This is a genomic window from Scopulibacillus cellulosilyticus (assembly GCF_042665295.1).
Lineage (GTDB): Bacteria > Bacillota > Bacilli > Bacillales > Sporolactobacillaceae > Scopulibacillus_A > Scopulibacillus_A cellulosilyticus.
In genome coordinates, this window is record NZ_JBHTCO010000018.1 from 15,044 (window position 1) to 37,633 (window position 22,590).

The following is a 22,590-nucleotide window of genomic DNA, read 5'->3' on the forward strand; positions in this document are numbered from 1 at the left end:
TTTATTAACCTTATATCTAAAGAAAAGAAGAAAATATTGCAATATAAAAATAAAAATATAAGAAGTTTACAATGTATCGTATCTGATTTATTAACTCGAGCTATGGTCTATAAACACGTCGGAGTAAAATATAGAGAACAAATTTATGGTAAAAATGAATATGGGAAACCGTTTCTTGTAAAAGGGGGTCTTCAATTCAATATATCTCATAGTCATGAATATTTAATTTTGGCATTAAGTAAAAAAGGAGAAATTGGGGTTGATATAGAAAAAGTTAAACCTGTAAAAAAAACATTATTGGATTATTTTTTGCAACCTAGAGAGTATCATTCTATTACTTCTTTATCAAACCCTAAAAATCAGTTGGATTTAACATTCTCTTATTGGACTTTAAAAGAGAGTTTTGTAAAGGCTTTAGGAAAAGGACTTACCCTCCCACTAAAGTCCTTTTCCATCGACCTAGATAAGCTATTTATTATTAAAGATTCATATACGTATTACTTCAAATTATACAATTTTCTAAGTTCATATAAAATTGCTGTTTGTTCCACCGAAAAGGAATTCCCAAATAAAATTAACTATATAACCCCGTCTGAACTCAATTTCCTGTTATATAAGTTAATTTCATAGAACAAATTAAATATTGTCCTGTTTGATCATTTAATAAGTTGAACTCTATTCCATACAAATTATATTCATAGCTTAAAAAGCTTGATCATCATTGAATTTTTATAAGTAAACTTCAAAATTAAAAATCCTTATTAGGTTATATTCTCTAATACTGTTTATGGCAATCAAGAAATGTAGCATCTGATATCTAAGCAATTGTAAATTGTAAATAGATAAAAGCACTGCTTTATATGGAGTGACGAATGTGATAGGCTTGAACGCCCTGTAAAATCCAATAGTGCTGACATTTACGGTAAAATCACATCCCGCAGTCTCTCCATGTCAACACCAAACTGTGACTGGGTATCGAACGTTTGTTTGACTTTCTAGTATAAAATGAACGTATTTTTCCATATAATATTTGTGAGGTGATTAAACAAATGAACAAACTAATGCCGGGATAAAATTATAGATGCACGTTCAATTTCATATTTTGTATAACGACGCTCGGATTTTTTTAATGAAAATATGGACTGTAACGCCTGTTTTCTGTTTGGGAAGTATCTAGAATATATTGAACGACGTTCAAGGTTGATGTCCCGATACTTTCAACCCATTCAAACGCAGCTTATGGTGTTTGATCCACAAATAATTTATGATTATTTGGCATATGACACGAATAGTAGATAACTGACCAAATTTCCCATATAATCGTTTATGAGAAGCCATATGTTTGAAAAAGATTTTAACGAGGTCATCTGAAAGTTTCACTTGTCGATTGATATATTCATATCGAACAGAATAAAACATGCTTTCAATAGAGATGTGATAGTAAGGACGTACTTTCGCTGTTTTTCATCAGACATTTTATAAGGTGTGGTTGGGAAAGGGGAAAGTGCGAATTTGTCCTCTTCCTCAAATGCCAACAGGCGACAGCCCTTTTTACCAGTGAAGGGGCGCTTATTGAATTCGGCTAATTTCATCCAAACTTCTTCATTCAAGTCATCGATACTGAAGCAATGTGTATTTCTTAAAGCTGCAATGTTCCATGTAGAGATAATATTAACAGAGCCTTCAACACTTGCCTTATCTTTAGAAGTACGAACCCGTGCTAGCTTAACTACAGTATTGTAATAGTCTGCCATTTCCCTATAAGTAGGATTTAAGATCAATTCACGTGTGGTATGCTTTGTCATGCTTTAAGGTTATCTGGCACTAAAATTTGTGTAGTGCCACCAAAATACTCATACGCACGGTTGTGGGCAATAATCCATGAATGCAAATCCATTGATAAGGTTGCTTCCGCATACGATTGACTGCACGGCAATGTTGCAACGAAAACATATGCCTTTACTTTCTCTCCGGTATCTCTATCAACGATGAAGGATGTGGATCATGCCCAATCAACTTCATGATTTGGCCCGGTTTTCTCCGAATACGTAAGGTAGCTTTATACTTATTGGCGTGTTAACTGTAGTGGTGCAAAAAACTGAGATAAGAATACGGAATCCTATATTTTGATCGGCACTCTGCCGCATATTCATGATGGAGAAGAGAAACTCTTCAGTCCACTGGCCCGTCATTTCCTCCTCTAACGGACAGGCTAACCCCTTTTTTCGGCCAAATGGATAACCTCTGTTACTTTTTTGACGAGAGTTACCTGTGCTTGCGGCAATAACCCCTAAGACTGATTCCTTTATCATATAACTCCAATATCTGTATAATCGCAATGTCTTTCGATAATGAATCATAAAAAAATACCTACATATAAATAATGTCACACCCGTAGGTGTACTCATTAATTATACAAAGGTATGAGGTGGTAAACGGATGTCATATATAATTGGTACATTCTTTGGCACTTGATGGTAAAAACATGTCAAGGTTGGTACATTTCATTGTCCGTAATCATGGACTGTATATTCACTTTTATGGTCAAAATGTGGTCAATAGGTTCATTTGAAATTAACTTATTGGATACATCGAAATAAGTGAAAAGCCTACCAAAGTAATTATAAATCCCTTATGGTATTACTTTTTTCTAAATGCTTAGTTACTCCAATCATAAGCTTCACAACACATTCATCTTTAAATGCCGCTATTTATACTTTAAATAATATTACTGGATAATATCAGTTTATATTTTTTTCAGCACCAAAAATGGCATCATCTTTTTAAAAGCATATATTTATAATTCACTTTGTTATATGAAGGAACTATTTATAGGAAAAAAATAATTACTCCAAAATCATTATGCCAACAACAGAAAAAAATCCCCCTAGGTTCTTAAGATGTTTTGGCGTAGCGATTAATAATATAAGTTCTTTTGACTCTCCTAATTTATTAGCACTTTTTTGTAAAAGGATTAAACCGGTTGGAATGAGTGTAACACTATGTAAAAGAAATAGGGCACACCCATTATGTTTATATAAGGAAATGAAGTATGCCCATTTTTTCAATTCATACATAAATTGTTAAATGCATTATAATCGTAAACAAAAATAATTGTAGGATTCTTATTTTGTTATTTTATATTTTATAAAAGATGTATATTTTGTTTACTATAATGATGACGTATCTCTTCTGACCATACAGATGATTGAACTTCACCAATATGTTTTTTACGTAAAAAATACATACACAACCTCGATTGTCCAATCCCTCCACCAATTGTAAGCGGCAAACGATCTTCTAAAATACCTTTATGAAAATCTAATTCACGCTTGTAATTTTCTTTTGCTTTAGTTAATTGTTCATCAAGTGCTTTACTATCAACTCGAATACCCATTGAAGATAGTTCAAATGCAGATTGCAGTTTAGGATGCCATACTAATATATCTCCGTTTAATTTCCAATCATCATAATCTGAAGCACGACCATCGTGCTTTTCACCTGAACGTAAAACGTCACCAATTCCAATTATAAAAACCGCTCCATGTTCTTTTGTAATAGTGTTCTCACGTTCTTTTTGTGTTAAAGTAGGGTACATATCCTCTAATTCCTGTGCAGTTATAAAGAAAATATCTTCCGGTAAGTTTTTGTTGAAGATTGGATATTTATCATATAAGTACTGTTCTAAATCTTTAAATATTCCATAAATTGTACATACTTCCTCTTGTAGATAATCTATCGAACGCCATTCTTTTTTAATAACCTTTTCCCAGTCCCATTGATCCACGTAAATGGAATGTATTGCGTCTAATTTTTCATCACGACGAATAGCGTTCATGTTTGTATATAAACCCTCGCCAACGGAAAAGTCATATTTATGAAGTGCAAGGCGTTTCCATTTTGCAAGAGAGTGTACAATTTCTAACTCTTCACCTGTATGAAGAATATCGAATTCAATAGGACGTTCTATACCATTTAAGTGATCATTTAAACCTGATTTTTTTGTAACAAATAATGGAGCAGATACATAGGATAATGACAGACGATTTGCTAATTGATTCTCAAAAAATGTTTTTACTTCTTTAATTAAACTTTGCGTTTCTCTTACTGGTGTTAAGGTTTGATACATGCTGTTTTCCTCCTGAGAAAATTAAACTGTTAATAAAATACTATCCCTTTTAAAAAGTGAGGTAAAATCCCCCGGCTGTACTGTTTTACACCATAACACTTTTATAGTTAAGTAATTTCCTGGACATACTAACTTTAAAAGGATGATAGTATTTTCAAGAATCTAACATTTTTGATATTTTCATTTTAAACCTTTATTTATCAATTAATAAAACATTTTTCCTTTAGCCCATTAGAAATTAAGAATAATCTATAAGTAATTTATACAATGCTTGTGTGCCATTATTCCCTTCTCCCCTGGCTTCTAATTCATCATATAAAGACTTGGCGAGTTTCAATCCCGGAGTTTTTAACCCAATTACTTTTGCTTCTTCAAGCGCAATTTTCATATCTTTTAAAAAATGTTTAATGTAGAATCCTGGATAAAAGTCACCTGAAATCATCCGTGGTGCTAAATTGCTAAGTGACCAACTTCCAGCTGCCCCTGTCTCAATACTTTTCAGTACCTTATTAGGGTCAAGCCCCGCTTTTTTGGCATATATAACCGCTTCACAAACACCAATCATGTTTGAAGCAATTGCAATTTGATTACTCATTTTTGTATGTTGACCTGCGCCGGGTTTTCCTTGTAAAACAATATTTTTTCCCAATATTTCAAAAATAGGTTTCATTGCTTCAAAGTCTTCCTGATCCCCTCCAACCATAATTGCTAATCTTGCCTCTTTTGCTCCAGTTTCACCTCCAGATACCGGAGCATCAAGGGCATGAATATCTTTTTCTTTCGCTAATGCATATATTTGTTGTGCCAAGGATGGAGTAGATGTTGTCATGTCTATCACATATGTATCTGGTTTAGCATTGGAAAGAATGCCATTTTCCCCAAAATAAACCTCTTCAACGTCCTTTGGGAATCCTACCATCGTAATAATAACATCCGATTGTGCTGCTAAATCCACAATTGTATCTTTCCAAATAGCTCCTTGGGAAATTAACTCTTTTGCACTATCTTTTGTTCGATTGTAGATAAGTAACGAATATCCTGATGTCAACAAATTCCTTGCCATACTTTTACCCATTACACCTGTACCAATAAAACCAATTTTTTTATTTTTATCCATTACGTCCTCTCCTAAATTTAAAAGTGTTATTCTAATTGCTGTATTGTACATGTTTGGAAAATGAATTTAATAAATCGCTGGTATGATATTCTAATGTGTGCCGTTTTATAGTAATTATTTTTCTATTTCCTAATTGATAAACTCTCCCTGGTATATCCCATCCCGATGAAGAAACTATTACCGATTCTGGGCTTATAGAATAATAGATTTCGTAATATCCGGGATTCTGTAGCGCTTGTGAAGATTCGGGATTAAAATCACAAATCATATACAATGCTTCCTTAGTAATTAGACAACAATTAAGACTAGAAAAACTAATATGCTTATGAAGGGAAACAAGCGCACTTTTTAATATATCTTCCCAACTATTCGACTTTTCTAGTTTGGCTATCGATACAATATACCAAAAAAAGAGTTCACTATCAGTATCACCCTTAATATAATTTTGAATCGATTCAGGAATTAGCCTGCGAAGTTCTTCTTTGTCATGAATTAACCCATTATGCATAAAAGCAATCCCCATAGATTTATAAACAAAAGGGTGGGAATTTTGTAAAAGGTTCGGCATTCCTGGGTCAGCCTTACGAAGATGTGTCATCAATATATCAGATTTAATAGAGTGTAAAGTATCACAATACAAACGACTACTAACTGCACATTCAGGTGCCTTTTTATTTTTAATCATATCCTCTTCAAACCAAGCAACCCCCCATCCATCTGAATGTATATGAGATAAATCATTAAAGTCCTTAATAGATTCATTTATAACATCAATTTTTTTAGACCGACCTTTAGTAACTAATCCTAACAATCTACACATAAAACTCCTCTTTTCTTAATAATCTTTATGAGTGAATAAAAAGTGGTTTTAAAACATTAACAATTAATAAGATGATCACCCCTAACATAACAGGGCGAATAACTTTACTTCCACCTCTTTGAGCAAAGAATACTCCAAAATATGCACCAACAGTTACGGAAGCTGCTAATATCAGACCTGAAATCCAGTGTACATTCCCAAATAAAGCATACGTAATAAAAGCAGTGACATTACCTAACAAACTAACTGCTTTAGCTGTACCACTTGCTTGAAGAAAACTAAATCCAAGCCATAAAACAAATGAAAAAGTAATTAAAATTCCAGTTCCTGGGCCAAAAAACCCTTCATAAAATCCAATAAATACTCCTAAGAAGAAAGTTAAGACTATTTTCGTCAAAGTAATTGATGAACAATCCTGGCTTTGCTCATCCCCAAAGTTTCTTTTCAAAAGTACTACAACGCCAATGATAACTAAGAGGCAAACTACAACCGTTTGAAGAATAGCTGGAGGAATTGCAATGGCAGTGATGCAACCAAGTATAGTCCCTGGTAAAGCACCGATTAAACAAATGAAAGTTTCTGGCCACCACTTGATATACCTTTTCTGAGAAAATTTATATGTCCCTACCAGTGAACCGAATGATAAAGCAAATTGATTAGTTCCAAGTGCTGCTTGAGGTGGTAATCCAACAAGAAGAAGTGTTGGAAGGCTAAAAAGCCCTCCGCCACCAATAATCGTATCCACTATACCAGCTAGTAATCCTCCTGCAATCAAAATCCATATATCCATTAAATTAAGTGTCATTAACGAACTCCTTCCTAAATATATTTGTACAGAATTAAGTAATCTCTACAATTTTAGGTTTTGTAAGATTAAGATAGTGCCTTATTTCAAGTTTAATAGAACAGTCTAATTGGCCTGCATTAAATATAATTTCTTTATTTTCTTTTAAAGATGGGTCAACTAATAATGGTAATTCATTATTAAATGAAAACGGCGGAACTGTTCCCATCTCACATTCTGTTAAAATTTCTGCTTTCTCTTTAGGAGCTAACATTACCTTTTGGGCTTTATTTAAATTTCGAATCTTCTCAAAATCTAATCGACGATCACCTGGTATAACAGTTAAATAGTATAGTTTTTCTTTTTTACTAAGTTTAAGTTGTATTACCATAGCCTTAGCAGCTTGTGACAAATCATTCCCACGAAGCTGACTGACCCGTACTGTTTCTCCCTCTGGAGGATGTTTAATTTCCTTATATGGGATATTGTTTTTGTTGAGTAAACTCGTAATCCTATAATATACGGTATTTGTTGTCTTCTCCATTACAAGCTTCTCCCTCCAAATTTAATAAGTGTTAGCCCCATACGACAGGATTCTTTAAATTGTCTTCATAAAACCCAATAAAAAATCCTAATGTTCTTCTCTCAGTTCCACCCACTTTTTCGATAGAATGATAATTTGTAGGGTTAATAAGATATACATCCCCAGTTTCAGGTTTAAATTTCCAACATTCAACATCCTCAACTACTTTATGATTGTATCCAAGTCCCCGTGGGATTTTATATTGTTCATCCTCTGGTTTCCAAACTTTTCGATAATGCATAAGTTCTCCACCAAAATCACATTCTTGAATACACACAACACAACTTAGTTGAGCAACTAGTTTTTTTAGAGACAGTGTTGTGTGATTACAATCACGAGCAATCATATCATTATGTAACGGATTGGATACACCATCACCATGAAGGCGTACAACACAAGGAGCATAAGAGTATCCATTATCGTTAGCAACGCGAATTGAATCAAAATCAAAAACCTTTTGAAGGGTCTCTCTTACCTGAGCTCTTAAATCAAATTCTTTTTTCGGAAATAACTCATCTGTAGTGTTGGCTCTATCAAAATACACATCAGGAGTTTCAATATTACGGGCTAAATAAGGACCTATTGTCGTTAAACTACCATTTGTATATTCACTTGTCTCGGCACGATTCCGGTACTCATCAATTGCATCTTGACATTGTGACAAACTTTGAGAATCAAGAACTCCTCTCAAAACTATCCCTGAACATTTGTTGTTGACTAAATCAAAAATATGTTGATGCCCCAGTGGGGTATCTCCTGAATTATAAATAACTTCACTCCACATTGTTTTTTCCATTTATACTTCCTCCTTAATTAGTTTATTTTGTAAAACATCAGGAACACATTGGATCAATAAAGACATAACCTTTGTAACTGATGTAGAGTAACTCTTTATTTGAGCAAGTGGTGTTTTATGACGTATACGGTCTGCCATCAATGTTTTTGCATGTTTTAGTTGAGATTCTGCTTCCAATGGTCTATTAGGAAGCCGAGCAATTTTTACTGGGTACCCTTGCTCTTGTAATTCTTTAGCTCTCAATATTTCATCTTCTGCCATAGCATTCATTTGTCCATAAACACCGTTTGATAATGTATTCTTAATTTTTAAATCTCCTAAATACAAATCAACAACCAAATGACCCCAATTTAATCCAGTTACGGTTTGAACCAAAGATACAACACGGCCACCTGAAAGACGAAATCCAGCCTCAATAAAATAGAATTGATCACTATTTTGAATAAAGTCAATATGAAAGGGCCCATTTTTATATTTAAATCCTTTAATGACCTCGCTAACAAACTTGTAAACATCACCATCTACGGAAATCCCTGATTGGGCAATGTGACCAATTTCACGAAATCCATGTATATATGAATTTCGGTCATATTTCTCAAGCCTACTTAATTTAGTACAACATGTTAAGATTTGTATATTCCCATCATAAACCATGCCTTGTACAGAATATTCTTGTCCGGGGATAAATTCTTCGAATATAATTCCTTGAAAATGTTCCCCATCGTAATTAGTCAACTTACTAATTTCTTCAATAGCTATTTTAGCCTCCTGAGCAGACTGAACATAAAATACTCCTAAACCTCCCCCTCCATCAACCGGTTTAACAACTAATGGATAAGTTAATTTATCTAACATTAGTGACGAATGGTTTACTGATTTAATTAAAAACATTGGTTGCCGTATTGTAGTAGTATTTTTTAGTAATTCATGCTGTTCAAATTTATTAAGGGGCATAAATGTCTCTGATATTGCATAAGGTAAATTTAGATATTTAGCAACATGATAAGATGTAAGAGTATATCGTTCAAAACCTGCTAAAACTAATTTTATGTTGTCCCCAAATTGCTTTAGTTCTTGTAATACATCATTTGAATTAGTGGGATGAGAAAGTGCGATTGTATAATCAAATTCTGGATACCCCATTGTTTCACGAAATCGAATATAATCAGGAGTTTCAATTAATACTGTAAATAGATTATTTTTTCGTGCAGCTTGTAAATATGGATCTAGTCCATCTCTTGTTGCACCTATTTGTATAAAAACTGGCTGGTCCATATACTTCCTCCCTACTTTTTAGCGACCGGAAATTAACTCCTCTACCACCGGCCCATTTTCTTTGGTCCTTGTTTTAATAACTTCTTTATGAATATCATCTTCTAAAATTGTGGAAATAGGAGATAATCTATTAGAAGTTGACAATTCTAATTTATACAAAGTATGCAGCTGTTCAAAAGTAAGCCCGCTTAAATCCTCTAAGTACGAAATCAAAAGATTTTTATTAGAGAATTCTACTTCAGGATTAGCTAACAACTTATGTATTTCACAAATTTGTGGAAGTAACCAAGGTTGTCGGTTACGTAAATACACTTCAAGATTTTCACCTTCTCCTGCAAATGGAGCAAATACCATGCAAATTAATTGTTCTTCTCGAATCCCCAAAGCCTCTTCTGTATATTGACCAATTTTCTTTCTCATTTGTTTTATTTTTTCAGAATTACCATATCTGCTTTGGGCTAATTGGATTAAATCTTCAGGAAACTCTTTTTGTTTCATAAGTTTCGTAGTAAATTCTACATACTCCTCAATCCCCTCTTTATAAGATCTGCCATATAAATACTCCACTTTTAATCCTCTTAAATGAGCCATGATGGCAGGATTAACACAATCTGATTCGGTAAAACTAAATGCTAAATCATCAAATTTAAATCCCAAATAATCAACTAACAGTTCCCAATGATCCCCAGCCTTATAGGATGTATCTTCATATATTGAAAAGAACATTGGAGGTTGTGAAATACCTTTATATTTAATCTGACGTTTTTCAATCTCTAATTGATTTTCTTTTCCATGAATATCTTTAAAATAAAACTTTGAAATCTCATTAACAGCGCTAAGAAATGATTTAAACCCTCGATACTTAGGATATTTTAATCCAAACTTATTTAATAATCGCTTTATCCATAAGCCATATGCCTTTTGTTCTTCTTTTGAATCCCCAGTTATAACTATATTTATGACATCACCATACGATAAAGCGACTCCAAAAGAATTAACCATACTCAAATTGCATGCATTACAAAACGTTGGACGTGCATCACCATTACATCGATGACCCGTCATCAAAATATCTGTTCTATTTTGTTCTATGATTTCCGCGGGAAGTGGTAAGTTTTTGTCAAATTCCTTTACCGTAGTACCATCAATTATTAACGTTTCTACGTTCGGATCATCATATAGAGAAAGAGCTTTATAAACAGAATCAATATTCTCCATAACTGCTTTCGGCATACCTGTGTGGCGATTAGTGGCTACACGTAATCGGAAGGTATGACCGTGTTTCTTAAAAATAATAATCTGTACTAAACGAACAAAGGCAATCATATATGAGCTGTCTTTTCCTCCACCATAAGCTACAAAAACTCCATTATTATTTAAATTATTTTTATCAGGAAGCATTGCATACAAACGATTACTACATCTCTCAGCATCCTCTATACCTAATTTACCTATATATTTTTCAAATATATCCAACATATCAAGTTGTTTTAACATTACTGTTTCCATCCAAATTCCTCCAAGCGTATTTAAGTATTTAGCGAGTTAACAAATAACTTTTCAATAAATTTAATTTCCTTAATTGGTTATAATATCTAACCATTTTTACACATATAAAATTATCAAATATTATCAATACCCCCTTATTCCCATAGTAACCATTTGAATGGGTACGTCACCATTATAATGGTGACTATAATATAATGCAAGGGTAATTTTGTTTTAATACGAATGATTCTAAAAAATCTATACTCCTTTATTTCATAAGAGTAGTTTTTTTGTAGAACTATCTTAAACTTGATATACTAAATAAACATAACTAGGGTTATTCTTATATGACTTTTATTATTCAAAGTTGCATAAATCCTCTATCTTCCTCTCGAATTTTGACCTATTATAAGAAGGGGCATGATAATATAAATTTGCGAACAACCCTATTGAAGTTCATGTTTATTTCAAACGCTTATGTTATGAAAACGCTTTACAATCAATAAAAGGAGGTATTAGTAAATGGATTTAATTAAAATATTACAAACCTTCGGACTTACTCAGTATGAAGCTAAGGCTTTTGCATCCTTAGTAAGCTCTGGTACATCTACTGGATATCAAATCAGTAAACTATCTGGGATTCCCCGTGGACGAATCTATGATATTTTACAGTCCCTTGTAGATAAAGGATTGGTTATGACAGAAGAGGGTAAAGATGGTACTAAAACTTATTGTGCACTTCCCGTTGATGCTTTTTTAGATCAACAAAAGCAGAAATGGGAAACTTCATATCAAAATGCAAAATCTAAACTGAAGGCTATAGAAAAACAGCAGCCAGAACGCGAAAACTACATTTCTACCGTTAAGGGAACAGAAGGTATCCTATCTTTTTGTAGATCATTAATCCAAAGTGCCACAAAGCAAATCTTACTTTCAATGTGGGATCCAATGTACACAGAACTCCTACCATCTCTTCAAGAAAGTGCGCGGCAAAATTGTAGTATCCGAGGCATAGTATTTGATGTAGAAAAACCTTTAAAAGGTTTGCATAGCCATCGAAAGAATGATTATATGAATAGCTTATCTAATAATAAGTGGTTTATTCTTTCCGTGGATAGTCGGGAACTTTTATACGGACATGCAGCTGAGAAAAATGAAAAAGCTTTCTATACTAATGATCTAGTGCATCTTTTTTTACTAGAGGACTATATTTGGCATGATGTCTTGGTCAACAGACTGGTAGAAAAAGGGGATCAACAAATGCTTGATAGTTGGATACTTCCAGAAATGGAACATTTCTTTGGACAAAAAATGCTGCCAGATGAATTTTGGTTAAAAAAAAGTAAATACAGTAAAGAACTTGTTGAATAAGTCAGTAGGAATATAAAACAGATTGTTTAGAATGGAACAATAAGAAGATTGAAAAACCCTAAACTTGATATTCAGGATTATTGTGTAAGGATTTCTCATTATTTTGATACACTAATAAATTACGTTTTGAAGATAAGTATGAAGATCGCATAATATGCTTAAGCAGAAATTATAAGATAAGACATTTTATTGATAATTTCCACGATTAACATTACGATTTTCCGAGTATACGCTTAAAGAATCGTCTTTGCCAACTTTAAGGATAACTTTACTTTTGGATTTTTCCGATCTGTTGTTATACTCAAATGATGTAATGTTTTAAAATCTTGCCTTGTTGGTGGCATATAAAAAAATACTCCCTACATTAGATCATTACAGTAAATATTTGCTGAGACAAACGTGGATTTTCGGAATGATGAAGGCCCACTTTCTTGGCTTTTCATTAGGATAAGTTTTGATAGATCGGCGTATCTTTTTATTAAATCTTCTTTCTGTTTAATAATTATCCCTCCCATGCTTATAATCAAAACCACCCGTGAAAACGGGTGGTTTGCTCTGCGGCTGAAAGCCTATGTTACTGGCCAGCCCTTCAAAGGGCACTGAAAAGTTCGCCAACCGCACTACTTTTCGGCAACCCTAAAAGGGTCTCCCTATTTTCTCTTTTTTCTCTGCTTTACTTCTTCACCAGTAAATGGATCTATATATTCGAACATACTTAATTGTTCTGCGACTATATCATCTTGTATTTGATTTCGTATATATTCTTCAATTACTTTCTTATTTCTTCCTACTGTATCAACATAAAAACCTTTACACCAAAATTTCCTGTTCCCATACCGATATTTTAAATTTGCATGGCGATCAAATATCATTAAACTACTTTTTCCTTTTAAATATCCCACAAAGGAGGACACACTTATCTTGGGTGGTATGCTTATGAATGTGATCTTTACAGGCTTCTGCTTCAATAATTTCTACACCTTTTCTTTCACATAATTGTCTTAAAATTATACCTACATCTTTTTTTATTTTTCCATATATGACTTGTCTTCTGTATTTTGGTGCAAAAACAATGTGATACTTACAATTCCACTTAGTATGTGCTAAACTGTTTATGTCAGATGACATAAGCTCCCTCCTAGTAAAATAAATCTGGTTGGCGAACCAAAATTTATTTTCACTAGAGGGGTTTTTTTTGTTACATCGCTGAAAGCTTTCCGGAACCATACGCCTAGCGTATGGTTTTCATTTTATAATAATATTTCCCGTATCCAAGATACGGGAAAGTAAACTACTTTTCTTTTTTAACAGGCTGGGATTCATCAATGGATTGTATTTACTACTTGCCATAACTTTTAACGCAAATTTTTGCCAAATTGAGATCTTGAAGCCTTCATTATAATCTAATTTAACGTATGATCCTACCTTTTTACGTTTAATTTTCATCTCTCCTATTGGTGGATCATCTGGGCTTTTTTCTCGGTTATATAAAATTTACACTATTTAACGACTGACTTAGAGCCCCAATTGGTGGTAAGTTATGCTTTTGCTTTAACCATATTCTTTATTGAATAAGACAATATTTTGTTGAAGTATTGCGGACAGTTTGAGCCAGCAGTGCGGAGTTTTGAGCCACCATATGCGGATGTCTGAGCCAGTAATTGCGGAAAGACGATCCACCGCCAATGTTTCGCCATAATTAGAGCAAATACTATTGTCCGCCACCATTGACTTAACTTTTGTCCGTGTTGAGGAACAAACAATCGCAGGTCTGTCATAAATAATGCCAAATAGGCACACCTGCTCAAGTATGATAACACGGACAATCCGGTTCTAAGCATTTGCTGGCGGGGCCCCGACCCTTTCCAGCAAATGCAAAGAATCGGGCGTTACAGTCAATGACAAGCAGCTCCGCTGTGGCTCTGACTCTATTTCATAAAAAGCGGTTGTACTATTAGTGGCTCTCTGCTCCGCAAATGGTGGCTCTTTTTTCCGCAATCGGTGGCTCAAAATTACGCATAAGTGGCTCAATTCATCCGCAATATTCACTATTGGATAGATTGAGATAATATCAACCCCAAGAGCGATAAGATCAAGGTCACTTTTTATATTAGAAGAAGGAGCGATAATTTTAACAAAATCTAACGCTCCGCGACTTGACCAATTCATCATGAGATTTTTATCTATTAGTGTAACTCTATAAAATTTTATAAAAGCTAGCGCTTTCACTAAGACTTTTCTATATATAAAATAAGTCGTTATTTGGCCTTTTTTGTAAGGTAAATTAAAGTGAAAAAGTTCTTGGGGGGTGATCTATTTTATGAATAACCAGATATGAAACCACGCCTTATTGTGACAAACCTGAAAAGTTTATATACTCCAAATCATAAAGATCAGATGAGGCATATGAGGTTTCAACGTTAGTCAATAGGCAAAAAATGATGTTGAAGAGGTTATAGAAAGAATTTAAGGGGGGTATCCCCCCTTTTTGATTAATTTATTTTTAATGTTTCGGCATAATCATAAGAAATAATCTGTCTATCTAAAGTGTTTTTCCACCCATCTTCTTCATGAGAGAATTCACTTATAGAAACAGAACCATAATCTTTAAAAAAGTCATGAACATTTTGTAGTATTTTTATTTCTTCATTACTGAATAAAGAATCGTCAAATTTTTGTAGAGATTTAATATTTATTATGGTGTATTCATTTATAAATTCATAATCAATATTAATCATTTTATTTTTCTCTATTGTCGATAAAAGTAAATCGTGATCTTTAGGGACAGGCCCATATGGAAGGCGAACATAAGGAATTCCACTCATAGAAAGTAAATTGCGTTTATAATTTAAGAAATCTGCATAAAATAGCAATTTCATCAATTTGTTTTTTTGAACACCCTTTTCGGCAAAAAAAGTACCATATTTATTAATTTATTAAGATTGAATGAACTATATCCGGATTCAATTGTTTTCTCGTTTAGTTTATAGTTTACATTTAGGGTGTCAACCAGACTCTTTTCCACTTTTATCTCATCAGTATTTGAAAGTTTCTTATTAATTTTTTCTTGTTCTTTTTCATTAAATTTATGTTTATTAAGTTTGTAATATTCATCTATCACTTCTGGATGATCTTTTAATCGTTTTAAAATAGTCATATGGGAGGAATCGGGAATATACTTTCCTGTTTCATAGCGAACGATAGTGGATTTACTCCATCCCAAAATACGTGCAAATAATTCCATAGATAAACCATATTGGTTACGTATAGTTTTAATATCCTTTAGAGAAAGGCCAATTCTTTCTTCATACATTCTGGTAAGAATCTTCATGGTCTCTGAATCTAAAACTTCATCATATAACTCTTCACCACAACTACATATTAAAACCCTTTCGTTTATTTCAAAAGTTTCACCTTTAAAAGTATAGGTTGAATTTCGCTCAACTATCTTAGCTTCAACATCACACCGGCAATTGTCGCAATATTTAGTCCTTGTTGATTCTAACATTTTAATGCCCTCCATTGTATTTTTCCCCCATTACGTTTAACGTTTACTTTTAGAATGTAAAGGTATTTTTACCAATCTTTGTGGAAAGATAAAGACACACATCCACGACGGTGATCGATTTTCAATTTAATATAGGTCAATACATTATTAATTTCCCTTTTGAATTCCCAAATAACTTTACCATCTTGTGGTCTGTCCCTATGCCATTTAGAAAGCCAAAAAACCCTTTAACCGTCTTTCTCGCCTGGGAATCATCAGCCGTAATTTGTATATTCGCTGAACCAACTGTACTCATCCGTTCACCCCCTTTGAAAAAATAAAAAAAGCCCGGATTAACCGGATTTTCTCCACCAAACACCCTCAACAAATTGAGATTGAGGGACGTTTTGTTGCTTCATTTGTTCAATAATTTCTTCGTATGGTGGAAGAAATTACATTAAACCCAAATTAGGGAACGTTAGTCTGGATAAACTTACATCAATGCATGTTGAAGAATTATATAACGAAATGAGTGATAAATTAAATTTAGAAAACTCAACTATCGCAAAAACACATACTATAATTAAAGCAGCACTCGAATATACTAATGAAAGGGATATAGTAAAACAGAATGTCGCGGAAAAAGTTAAACCTCCAAAACATGAATCAGCTGAGATGGACTACTGGACTGAAGAAGAGGTTTCAAATTTTCTTAGTGTTGCCCGTGGAGAGCGACTCTATTACGCTTTCCATTTAGCTTTAATGACAGGGATGAATCAGAGTAGACTATTAGGTTTAAGATGGAAAGATATTGATCTTTATAAGAAAACAATTCATGTTCGACAGGTTCTAAATAGGAAAAAGAAATTCACTCCACCAAAAACTAATAATAGGAAACGCTCAATTGCTTTGGATGATCATACTATTAGTTTTCTTAGTTTTCTAAAAAGTCATCATAAAACAATTCTTAAAGAGAAGATGAAATATAGGTCCCAATATAAAGAACATGATTTGGTTATTTGTACACGTTATGGAACACCAATTAATTATGGAAACTTCAATCGGATTTGGGAACGACTTCGTAAAAAGGCTATCGATGAATATGGCATTAAACATATAAGATTTTACGATCTAAGGCACACACATGCAACTATTCTATTAATCCAAGGTGTTAATCCTAAAATAGTTGCTGAAAGACTGGCCATTCTTCTGTAAGACAAACACTTGATACTTACTCACATGTAACTCCTGGCCTTCAAGAAAATGCCGCGATACAACTTAGTCAATCCATATTCGGAAAGGTGGATTAATAAGTCTAATTATCACTTTATAAACTAAAGGTGCCAAATTGGTGCCAAAAGCATTTTCTATTAAAAAACGCGACCTCTCGATAATAGCGAGAAACCGCGTTGGTAACAGATTTATGTATGGTGACCCGTACTGGGCTCGAACCAGTGACCTCCACCCTGTCAAGGTGGCGCTCTCCCAACTGAGCTAACGGATCGTGTTTGTTGATGACCATGTATAAAATATAAACGAATTTTGTCGAACTGTCAACACTTTTTTAACACTTTATTATTGAACTACCCACCTAGGCCAGCTTGAGGTGGGAGATTCTAGTTAAAAACGCCTAGAACTCCCTCCGTTCAACAAGAGGGTTCAACCATACCTATTATCGGACGTATTCCTTGCGAACGACCAACTTGAGTCTCCTGTCTAAGCAAGCACAAGAAGGTTCACCATCCTCAAATAAGCATAGAGGTTTCATACAGCACTCATTATAATGCGCCCAGCTCCTAGAATAGCCATCTGCTCCGGTGACTAGAGTAAAAGACTGGTACAATGGTGCTTTGATTGATTTATTCATAAGTTATTTTTAAGCTAATGCCTTAAATAATTTTTTACGTTCATTTTCTGTAAGACTTTGATTATATAAGTTTATACTTTGATGAGGGGTATTGACATTAAAAAGTGTGTAAAAAAGATGCGTTCGAACGTTTAGCTTTTTGTTTAACGTGTGCCAATGACACCAATGATGAACGTTATGACGAATAATATATTGATGAAGGATCTTTGGCGGTTTATCTTTGTATCCGAGACCGCGTCTCCCGATAGTAAATGCGGCAGCTTGATGAATAGATATACCAAATTTGCGCATATATTTCAGTTTTCCGGCGACAGACGTATATTTCGGATTAACTTGAATCACATCGATACCCATTTTTTCTGCACGGCTTGTGACCGCAATGATCATCTTTTTATAGGCAAATAGACTCTTTAAACGGTTCGCTTTCTTATTGGCATATCTATTACCCGTTTTCGATAGCGTTGTATCCAGATTTTCGAGAACAATGGGCTTGTTTTTTTGAACCGCTATATCGACTAAATCGATGGCTTTGGCTTCTATGATTTTTGTTATTTGACCGCTTGTTTTACCTTCGATAGAAAACTTTAATTTTCCACTTTCAAGGTAGTTGCCGTCATTTGTGAGGTCAGCCCAAGCAAAGTGGTCAACATTACAATCCACGCCGATAACGCCTTCAGAGGTACTGAAATTAACATATGGGTTGGGAGTAACCTCTGCTAAACATTTGATAATATAGTAGTCTCTGTGATCCTCAATTGACCAAGAGATCGGTTTGCCATCGACTTTTTTGTTTTTACAGGTTTGTTGGGTTAAAATCACGTTGTTGACAATCTCTTGTCCATACGGGAACAAAACGAACGGGATAGTAAAAGCTTTACCTCTCATGGAGGTGAAGTGCAATGCCCGATTCTCTATATTATACTGGAAAACAAAATTTCCAGATTTGGCATCCTTCCGGCCAGAGATCATCATTTGTTTCGTCCGTGCTTGATGAAAGATTTCTTGCCATTTTTCGTGGTTTTGTTGATATTCTTCCTTAGTAAATTGTGACTTAAACAACTTTTTACCACCAAATACGCAACTGGGTATGTGAGTTTTATATTTCTGTTTCTTTTCTTCCAGACGGTAGAGACGAAAGACTAACCTCGAAAAATAAGCCTTTTTCATTTTTGCCTCCAAAGGGAACGCATGTTCTAAACCTTGACATTATTATAGATTATACAGAAAGTAAAGGCAAGTACAAAATGGCAAAAGCCCAAAAGCATCCGATTCATCCCCCCCCTAGCAAAGCTTGAGGAAGGGGACTTCTCGGTTAAATAATAAATTTTAAAATCCGGGGAAACACCCCCGGATTTTTTAAATATATTAATATTTACAGATATAAGTTAACTAATATCTTCTTGATCTTCAGGGTCAAATAACAAGGTTGTCTTACTCTCTTCTTCATCACGAATGTGATGGGCAAGCCGGCTTGACGCGTTGGCGGCAATACTTGCGACAAGATCATCCAAAAATGTATGGACACCTTGACCGGTTTTATTATCAAGCTTTTTAATAATGCCGTTTTTGGCTTTATCAAGATAGCCGTAAGTTGTCACAGCTATACTTCCGTAGCCGAATACCGCACCGATAGCAATTGTTTCGTCAACGCCAAATAATCCTTCATCCTGTTCTACTATCGATTGCAGAGGTTCAGAAAGCAGACCTTTCTCTGCTAATTTATCTAATTCGACACCTACCAGAAGTGCATGCTGCATTTCACGTTTTTCAAGGACCGCTTCAACACTTTCTGTACAGGCATCCAGTGAAAGCATCGGCGCGTAAGGCGACTGCATATCATAAACAATTTCGGCAATATCCTTGATTTCAACGCCTCTCTCTTTTAGGAGGGATCTCGCCGCATGAGCCACTTCCCTGCTATGAACTCTATCCTTCCTCATCTAACTCCCCCTCTGACTGACTGTTTGTGTATTGATCTTTATACATTTTTATTTTCCTGTTCGAATTATTTTTAAACACATTTCGCTTCCCATAACCAATGATTTTTGTAAATCATCGTCATTGTAAAGGAAGTTTCACTTTATTATATCACTTATGTTAAAATAAGTGTAAATACAGTGATTATTTTCATTATTTGATGGAGGAACAGCATGGCACAACAAAGAGGAACCATTGAAGAATACACAATTCAAAGTAACTATCTTAATCAATCCATCACCTTTATGGTGTATCTCCCATATAACTACTCTGATTTATATACATATCCGCTTGTGATTGCTCAAGACGGGCGTGATTATTTCCAATTAGGCCGCATTAATAAAGTTGCGGATAAACTGATCAGCGAAAGGGACATTGAGGATGTTATTATTGCCGGCATTCCTTATGAAAACCCTCAAGTCCGCTGGGAAAAATATCATCCTGACGGCAGTCTGCACAATGCCTATATCCATTTTCTTGTTTATGAATTTTTACCATATATGAAGAATAGATTTTCCATTGATGATTTAGCGGGCAGCCGTACACTCATTGGCGATTCTCTTGGCGGTACAGTATCATTATTAACCGCATTAAAATATCCTCATACCTTTTCTAATGTTATTATGCACTCCCCATATGTTGATGAGCGCATTATTCAGCACGTTCAGGAAGCGGATATGACAAGTTTTTCAATTTATCATGTAATAGGAAAACAGGAAACCGCCGTCAAAACCACTAAAGGCGAGATTAAGGATTTCCTTGAACCTAACCGTAAGCTTAATGAGATTTTTGAAGCTAAGCCTCTTGCTTATTATTATTATCATGAACTGGAAGGCAGCCATACCTGGAAGTCATGGCAGCCCGATGTCGTCACAGCTATGAAAAAAATGTTTAAGAAAGCCGACAAGTAGGGTATACATTATACAAACGCATCAAAAACTGTTATAATAGTTATATACAAGATTCAAAATGGTCTGAATAAGGAGGAATCATTATTATGAAATACGGTATTGCAATTTTCCCATCAAAAAAACTTCAAGATAAAGTAAATTCTCTCAGAAAGCGGTATGATCCGCGTTACGCCTTGATTCCACCGCACATTACGCTTAAAACGCCTTTTGAAATCGATGATTCAAAAATAACAGATCTTATTAATCAAATTAAGACTGTTGCAGAAGAATCTGAGCCTATTCAAATTAGAGTGGACAAGGTTAGCTCTTTTAACCCTGTCAATAATGTTGTCTATCTAAAAATCGAACCAAAAGATCAGCTGACTGCTCTTCACGAACGTCTTGGAACATGTGATATTGAAGATACAGAAGAATATAGTTTTGTTCCGCATATTACAATTGGACAAGAGCTCTCTGATGAAGAGCATAATGATGTTCTGGGATCTTTAAAAATGCAGGACTTTAATCACGAAGAACTTGTTGACCGGTTTCAGCTGCTCTATGAATTAGATAACGGTGTATGGACTGTTTATGAAACATTCCATTTAGGTAAAAAAAATTAATGGATATATTGATTGCTGAAACAAAGGAACAATCTAACGATGCCTTAGCTGTCCGTTATAAGGTCTTCGTTGAAGAGCAAAACGTTCCTGAAGAGGAAGAAATAGATCAGTACGAAGAAGATGCCATCCATTTTGTCGCCTACGATGGCGGCACTCCCGCTGGAGCGGGACGAATAAGAATTCAAGATCAGACTGTAAAAGTCGAACGTATTTGTGTATTAAATGCTTACCGCGGTAAAAAAGTCGGTCAAGCCATTATGAAGAAAATTGAAGAAACCTCCAAGGAACGGGGATTCAATCAATTCCTTCTTAATGCCCAAACACATGCTGTTCCATTTTACAAAAGGATTGGCTATCAAGTCACTTCCGGTGAATTTATGGATGCCGGCATTCCGCACGTACAAATGAAAAAGAGAATCTAATTAAAAGCAAGCTGCGGCTTGCTTTTATTATTTCAGCAACAGCTTCTCTACAGCCCCCCCTTTTTGAAATTGTTTATTCCCCCTTTCCTTACTGCAAATGCCATTACGCATAAAAATTGTTCATTCTTCCCATATTAAAGGGTAATGAGGAGGATGACACGTGAATATTTATCTTTCTGTAACCATTGAACTTATTGTTGGTTTTATGGGGCTGCTTATCCTGACCAGGTTAATGGGGAGAGCGTCTATGGCAGAAGCAACCCCGTTTGATTTTGTTGCAGTTGTCGTATTAGGGGATTTCGTCGGCGGCGCTATTTATGATCCGAAGGCAAAGTTACCAATGATTGTTTTTGCCATTATCATTTGGGGTATCTTGATATTTATCGTTGAATTCATCACGCTGAAATTTAATGTCAGCCGCGGTATCATTGAAAGCAAACCCGCTCTCGTAGTAGGTAACGGTGTCATTAACCGAAAAGAGATGAAGAAAAATAAACTGGACTTTAACCGTTTGCAAATGATGTTAAGAGAAAAGAATGTATTCTCTTTCAGGGAAGTTGAATATGCCATTCTTGAACCAAACGGCAAGGTTTCTGTGATTAAAAAACCAATGTACGATAATGTTAAAAGAAAAGATCTTGACATGCCGGTTAAGTCTGCAACACTTCCATCCGTTGTCATCAGTGATGGCGTAGTCATTAAGAAAAATCTCGATCAAATAGGAAGAACACAAGAATGGTTAAGGACAGAATTGAAGAACAGAAACATTAACAAAATCAGGGATGTGCTGCTTGCTGAATGGTGTGAAGAGGACGGGTTATTTGTACAAATTGGCGGCAAAGACTAAATGAATTGATCAAAGTGTTGCCCGCACCCTGTTAAAATTGCATAAAGATTATTAGACTTTGGGGAACTAAAGGGACGTTTATACCTCAAAGTATTATTTACACGATAAACAGGC

The 22,590-nt window shown here is 34.6% G+C and carries 23 protein-coding genes, 1 tRNA gene and 1 pseudogene; 7 read left to right on the forward strand and 18 right to left on the reverse strand.

Annotated features, from left to right (window positions below; translation table 11 throughout):
- Positions 1 to 12: 12 nt before the first annotated feature.
- Positions 13 to 630 carry a 4'-phosphopantetheinyl transferase family protein gene (locus tag ACFQRG_RS14070; protein WP_380967168.1) on the forward strand — a complete coding sequence of 206 codons (618 nt, stop codon included), beginning with the start codon at positions 13 to 15 and terminating at the stop codon, positions 628 to 630.
- 564 nt (positions 631 to 1,194) lie between these two features.
- Here the strand turns inward: ACFQRG_RS14070 and ACFQRG_RS14075 are convergent.
- The 10 genes from ACFQRG_RS14075 to ACFQRG_RS14120 all read right to left on the reverse strand — a co-directional run bounded on the left by ACFQRG_RS14075 (position 1,195) and on the right by ACFQRG_RS14120 (position 11,013).
- A complete protein-coding gene (locus ACFQRG_RS14075) occupies positions 1,195 to 1,419 on the reverse strand; it encodes a hypothetical protein (protein WP_380967078.1) in 225 nt (74 codons plus the stop codon).
- On the reverse strand, positions 1,377 to 1,805 hold the full coding sequence (locus tag ACFQRG_RS14080; RefSeq protein WP_380967081.1) for a hypothetical protein: 429 nt from the start codon (positions 1,803 to 1,805) through the stop codon (positions 1,377 to 1,379). Before ACFQRG_RS14080 ends, ACFQRG_RS14075 begins: the two co-directional genes overlap by 43 nt.
- 1,340 nt (positions 1,806 to 3,145) lie before the next feature.
- Entirely contained in the window at positions 3,146 to 4,129 is a 984-nt protein-coding gene (gene asnA, locus ACFQRG_RS14085) for an aspartate--ammonia ligase (protein WP_380967083.1), read from the reverse strand.
- 238 nt (positions 4,130 to 4,367) lie between these two features.
- Complete coding sequence (locus tag ACFQRG_RS14090; RefSeq protein ID WP_380967085.1) at positions 4,368 to 5,246, reverse strand: NAD(P)-dependent oxidoreductase; 879 nt, start codon at positions 5,244 to 5,246, stop codon at positions 4,368 to 4,370.
- A gap of 31 nt (positions 5,247 to 5,277) precedes the next feature.
- Positions 5,278 to 6,057 (reverse strand): class II glutamine amidotransferase, encoded by a 780-nt coding sequence (locus ACFQRG_RS14095; protein ID WP_380967087.1) that lies wholly within the window; start codon positions 6,055 to 6,057, stop codon positions 5,278 to 5,280.
- A 34-nt stretch (positions 6,058 to 6,091) separates the two neighbouring features.
- Positions 6,092 to 6,871, reverse strand: coding sequence for a sulfite exporter TauE/SafE family protein (locus ACFQRG_RS14100; protein ID WP_380967089.1), 780 nt, complete (start codon positions 6,869 to 6,871; stop codon positions 6,092 to 6,094).
- Positions 6,872 to 6,905: 34 nt separating this feature from the next.
- Positions 6,906 to 7,394: a YbaK/EbsC family protein gene (locus tag ACFQRG_RS14105; RefSeq protein ID WP_380967091.1), complete on the reverse strand. Its 489-nt coding sequence runs from the start codon at positions 7,392 to 7,394 to the stop codon at positions 6,906 to 6,908.
- A gap of 31 nt (positions 7,395 to 7,425) precedes the next feature.
- Positions 7,426 to 8,229, reverse strand: a complete 804-nt coding sequence (locus ACFQRG_RS14110; protein ID WP_380967093.1) for a 2OG-Fe(II)-dependent halogenase WelO5 family protein — start codon at positions 8,227 to 8,229, stop codon at positions 7,426 to 7,428.
- Positions 8,230 to 9,504 carry an ATP-grasp domain-containing protein gene (locus ACFQRG_RS14115; RefSeq protein ID WP_380967096.1) on the reverse strand — a complete coding sequence of 425 codons (1,275 nt, stop codon included), beginning with the start codon at positions 9,502 to 9,504 and terminating at the stop codon, positions 8,230 to 8,232.
- Between the two features lie 18 nt (positions 9,505 to 9,522).
- On the reverse strand, positions 9,523 to 11,013 hold the full coding sequence (locus ACFQRG_RS14120; protein ID WP_380967098.1) for a hypothetical protein: 1,491 nt from the start codon (positions 11,011 to 11,013) through the stop codon (positions 9,523 to 9,525).
- A 501-nt stretch (positions 11,014 to 11,514) separates the two neighbouring features.
- Between ACFQRG_RS14120 and ACFQRG_RS14125 the strand changes: the two genes are divergently transcribed.
- A complete protein-coding gene (locus ACFQRG_RS14125) occupies positions 11,515 to 12,363 on the forward strand; it encodes a TrmB family transcriptional regulator (protein ID WP_380967101.1) in 849 nt (282 codons plus the stop codon).
- Positions 12,364 to 12,596: 233 nt separating this feature from the next.
- Here the strand turns inward: ACFQRG_RS14125 and ACFQRG_RS14130 are convergent, their stop codons facing one another.
- The 5 genes and pseudogenes from ACFQRG_RS14130 to ACFQRG_RS14150 form a co-directional block, all read right to left on the reverse strand.
- A complete protein-coding gene (locus ACFQRG_RS14130) occupies positions 12,597 to 12,707 on the reverse strand; it encodes a YkyB family protein (RefSeq protein ID WP_380967103.1) in 111 nt (36 codons plus the stop codon).
- Positions 12,708 to 13,013: 306 nt separating this feature from the next.
- Positions 13,014 to 13,491: pseudogene (tnpA, locus tag ACFQRG_RS14135) on the reverse strand (IS200/IS605 family transposase).
- A gap of 1,364 nt (positions 13,492 to 14,855) precedes the next feature.
- Complete coding sequence (locus ACFQRG_RS14140; protein WP_380967170.1) at positions 14,856 to 15,242, reverse strand: Panacea domain-containing protein; 387 nt, start codon at positions 15,240 to 15,242, stop codon at positions 14,856 to 14,858.
- Positions 15,242 to 15,871 carry a type II TA system antitoxin MqsA family protein gene (locus tag ACFQRG_RS14145; RefSeq protein WP_380967105.1) on the reverse strand — a complete coding sequence of 210 codons (630 nt, stop codon included), beginning with the start codon at positions 15,869 to 15,871 and terminating at the stop codon, positions 15,242 to 15,244. Before ACFQRG_RS14145 ends, ACFQRG_RS14140 begins: the two co-directional genes overlap by 1 nt.
- A 136-nt stretch (positions 15,872 to 16,007) precedes the next feature.
- Complete coding sequence (locus ACFQRG_RS14150; RefSeq protein ID WP_380967108.1) at positions 16,008 to 16,166, reverse strand: hypothetical protein; 159 nt, start codon at positions 16,164 to 16,166, stop codon at positions 16,008 to 16,010.
- A 185-nt stretch (positions 16,167 to 16,351) separates the two neighbouring features.
- Between ACFQRG_RS14150 and ACFQRG_RS14155 the strand changes: the two genes are divergently transcribed.
- Entirely contained in the window at positions 16,352 to 17,065 is a 714-nt protein-coding gene (locus ACFQRG_RS14155; RefSeq protein ID WP_380967110.1) for a tyrosine-type recombinase/integrase, read from the forward strand.
- Positions 17,066 to 17,278: 213 nt separating this feature from the next.
- Here ACFQRG_RS14155 and ACFQRG_RS14160 read toward each other — a convergent pair.
- The 3 genes from ACFQRG_RS14160 to ACFQRG_RS14170 form a co-directional block, all read right to left on the reverse strand.
- A tRNA-Val gene (locus tag ACFQRG_RS14160) sits at positions 17,279 to 17,354 on the reverse strand.
- Positions 17,355 to 17,726: 372 nt separating this feature from the next.
- Positions 17,727 to 18,884 carry an IS200/IS605 family accessory protein TnpB-related protein gene (locus tag ACFQRG_RS14165; RefSeq protein ID WP_380967112.1) on the reverse strand — a complete coding sequence of 386 codons (1,158 nt, stop codon included), beginning with the start codon at positions 18,882 to 18,884 and terminating at the stop codon, positions 17,727 to 17,729.
- A gap of 218 nt (positions 18,885 to 19,102) precedes the next feature.
- Positions 19,103 to 19,657, reverse strand: coding sequence for a phosphatidylglycerophosphatase A family protein (locus tag ACFQRG_RS14170; protein WP_380967115.1), 555 nt, complete (start codon positions 19,655 to 19,657; stop codon positions 19,103 to 19,105).
- A gap of 210 nt (positions 19,658 to 19,867) precedes the next feature.
- On the opposite strand from ACFQRG_RS14170, the gene ACFQRG_RS14175 reads away from it, so the two are divergent.
- The 4 genes from ACFQRG_RS14175 (at position 19,868) to ACFQRG_RS14190 (ending at position 22,476) form a co-directional block, all read left to right on the forward strand.
- Entirely contained in the window at positions 19,868 to 20,605 is a 738-nt protein-coding gene (locus ACFQRG_RS14175; protein ID WP_380967117.1) for an alpha/beta hydrolase, read from the forward strand.
- An 86-nt stretch (positions 20,606 to 20,691) separates the two neighbouring features.
- On the forward strand, positions 20,692 to 21,207 hold the full coding sequence (locus tag ACFQRG_RS14180; RefSeq protein ID WP_380967119.1) for a YjcG family protein: 516 nt from the start codon (positions 20,692 to 20,694) through the stop codon (positions 21,205 to 21,207).
- Positions 21,207 to 21,629 carry a GNAT family N-acetyltransferase gene (locus tag ACFQRG_RS14185; protein WP_380967121.1) on the forward strand — a complete coding sequence of 141 codons (423 nt, stop codon included), beginning with the start codon at positions 21,207 to 21,209 and terminating at the stop codon, positions 21,627 to 21,629. The genes ACFQRG_RS14180 and ACFQRG_RS14185 overlap by 1 nt, the downstream gene beginning before the upstream one ends.
- 160 nt (positions 21,630 to 21,789) lie before the next feature.
- Positions 21,790 to 22,476: a DUF421 domain-containing protein gene (locus tag ACFQRG_RS14190; protein WP_380967122.1), complete on the forward strand. Its 687-nt coding sequence runs from the start codon at positions 21,790 to 21,792 to the stop codon at positions 22,474 to 22,476.
- Positions 22,477 to 22,590: the final 114 nt, after the last annotated feature.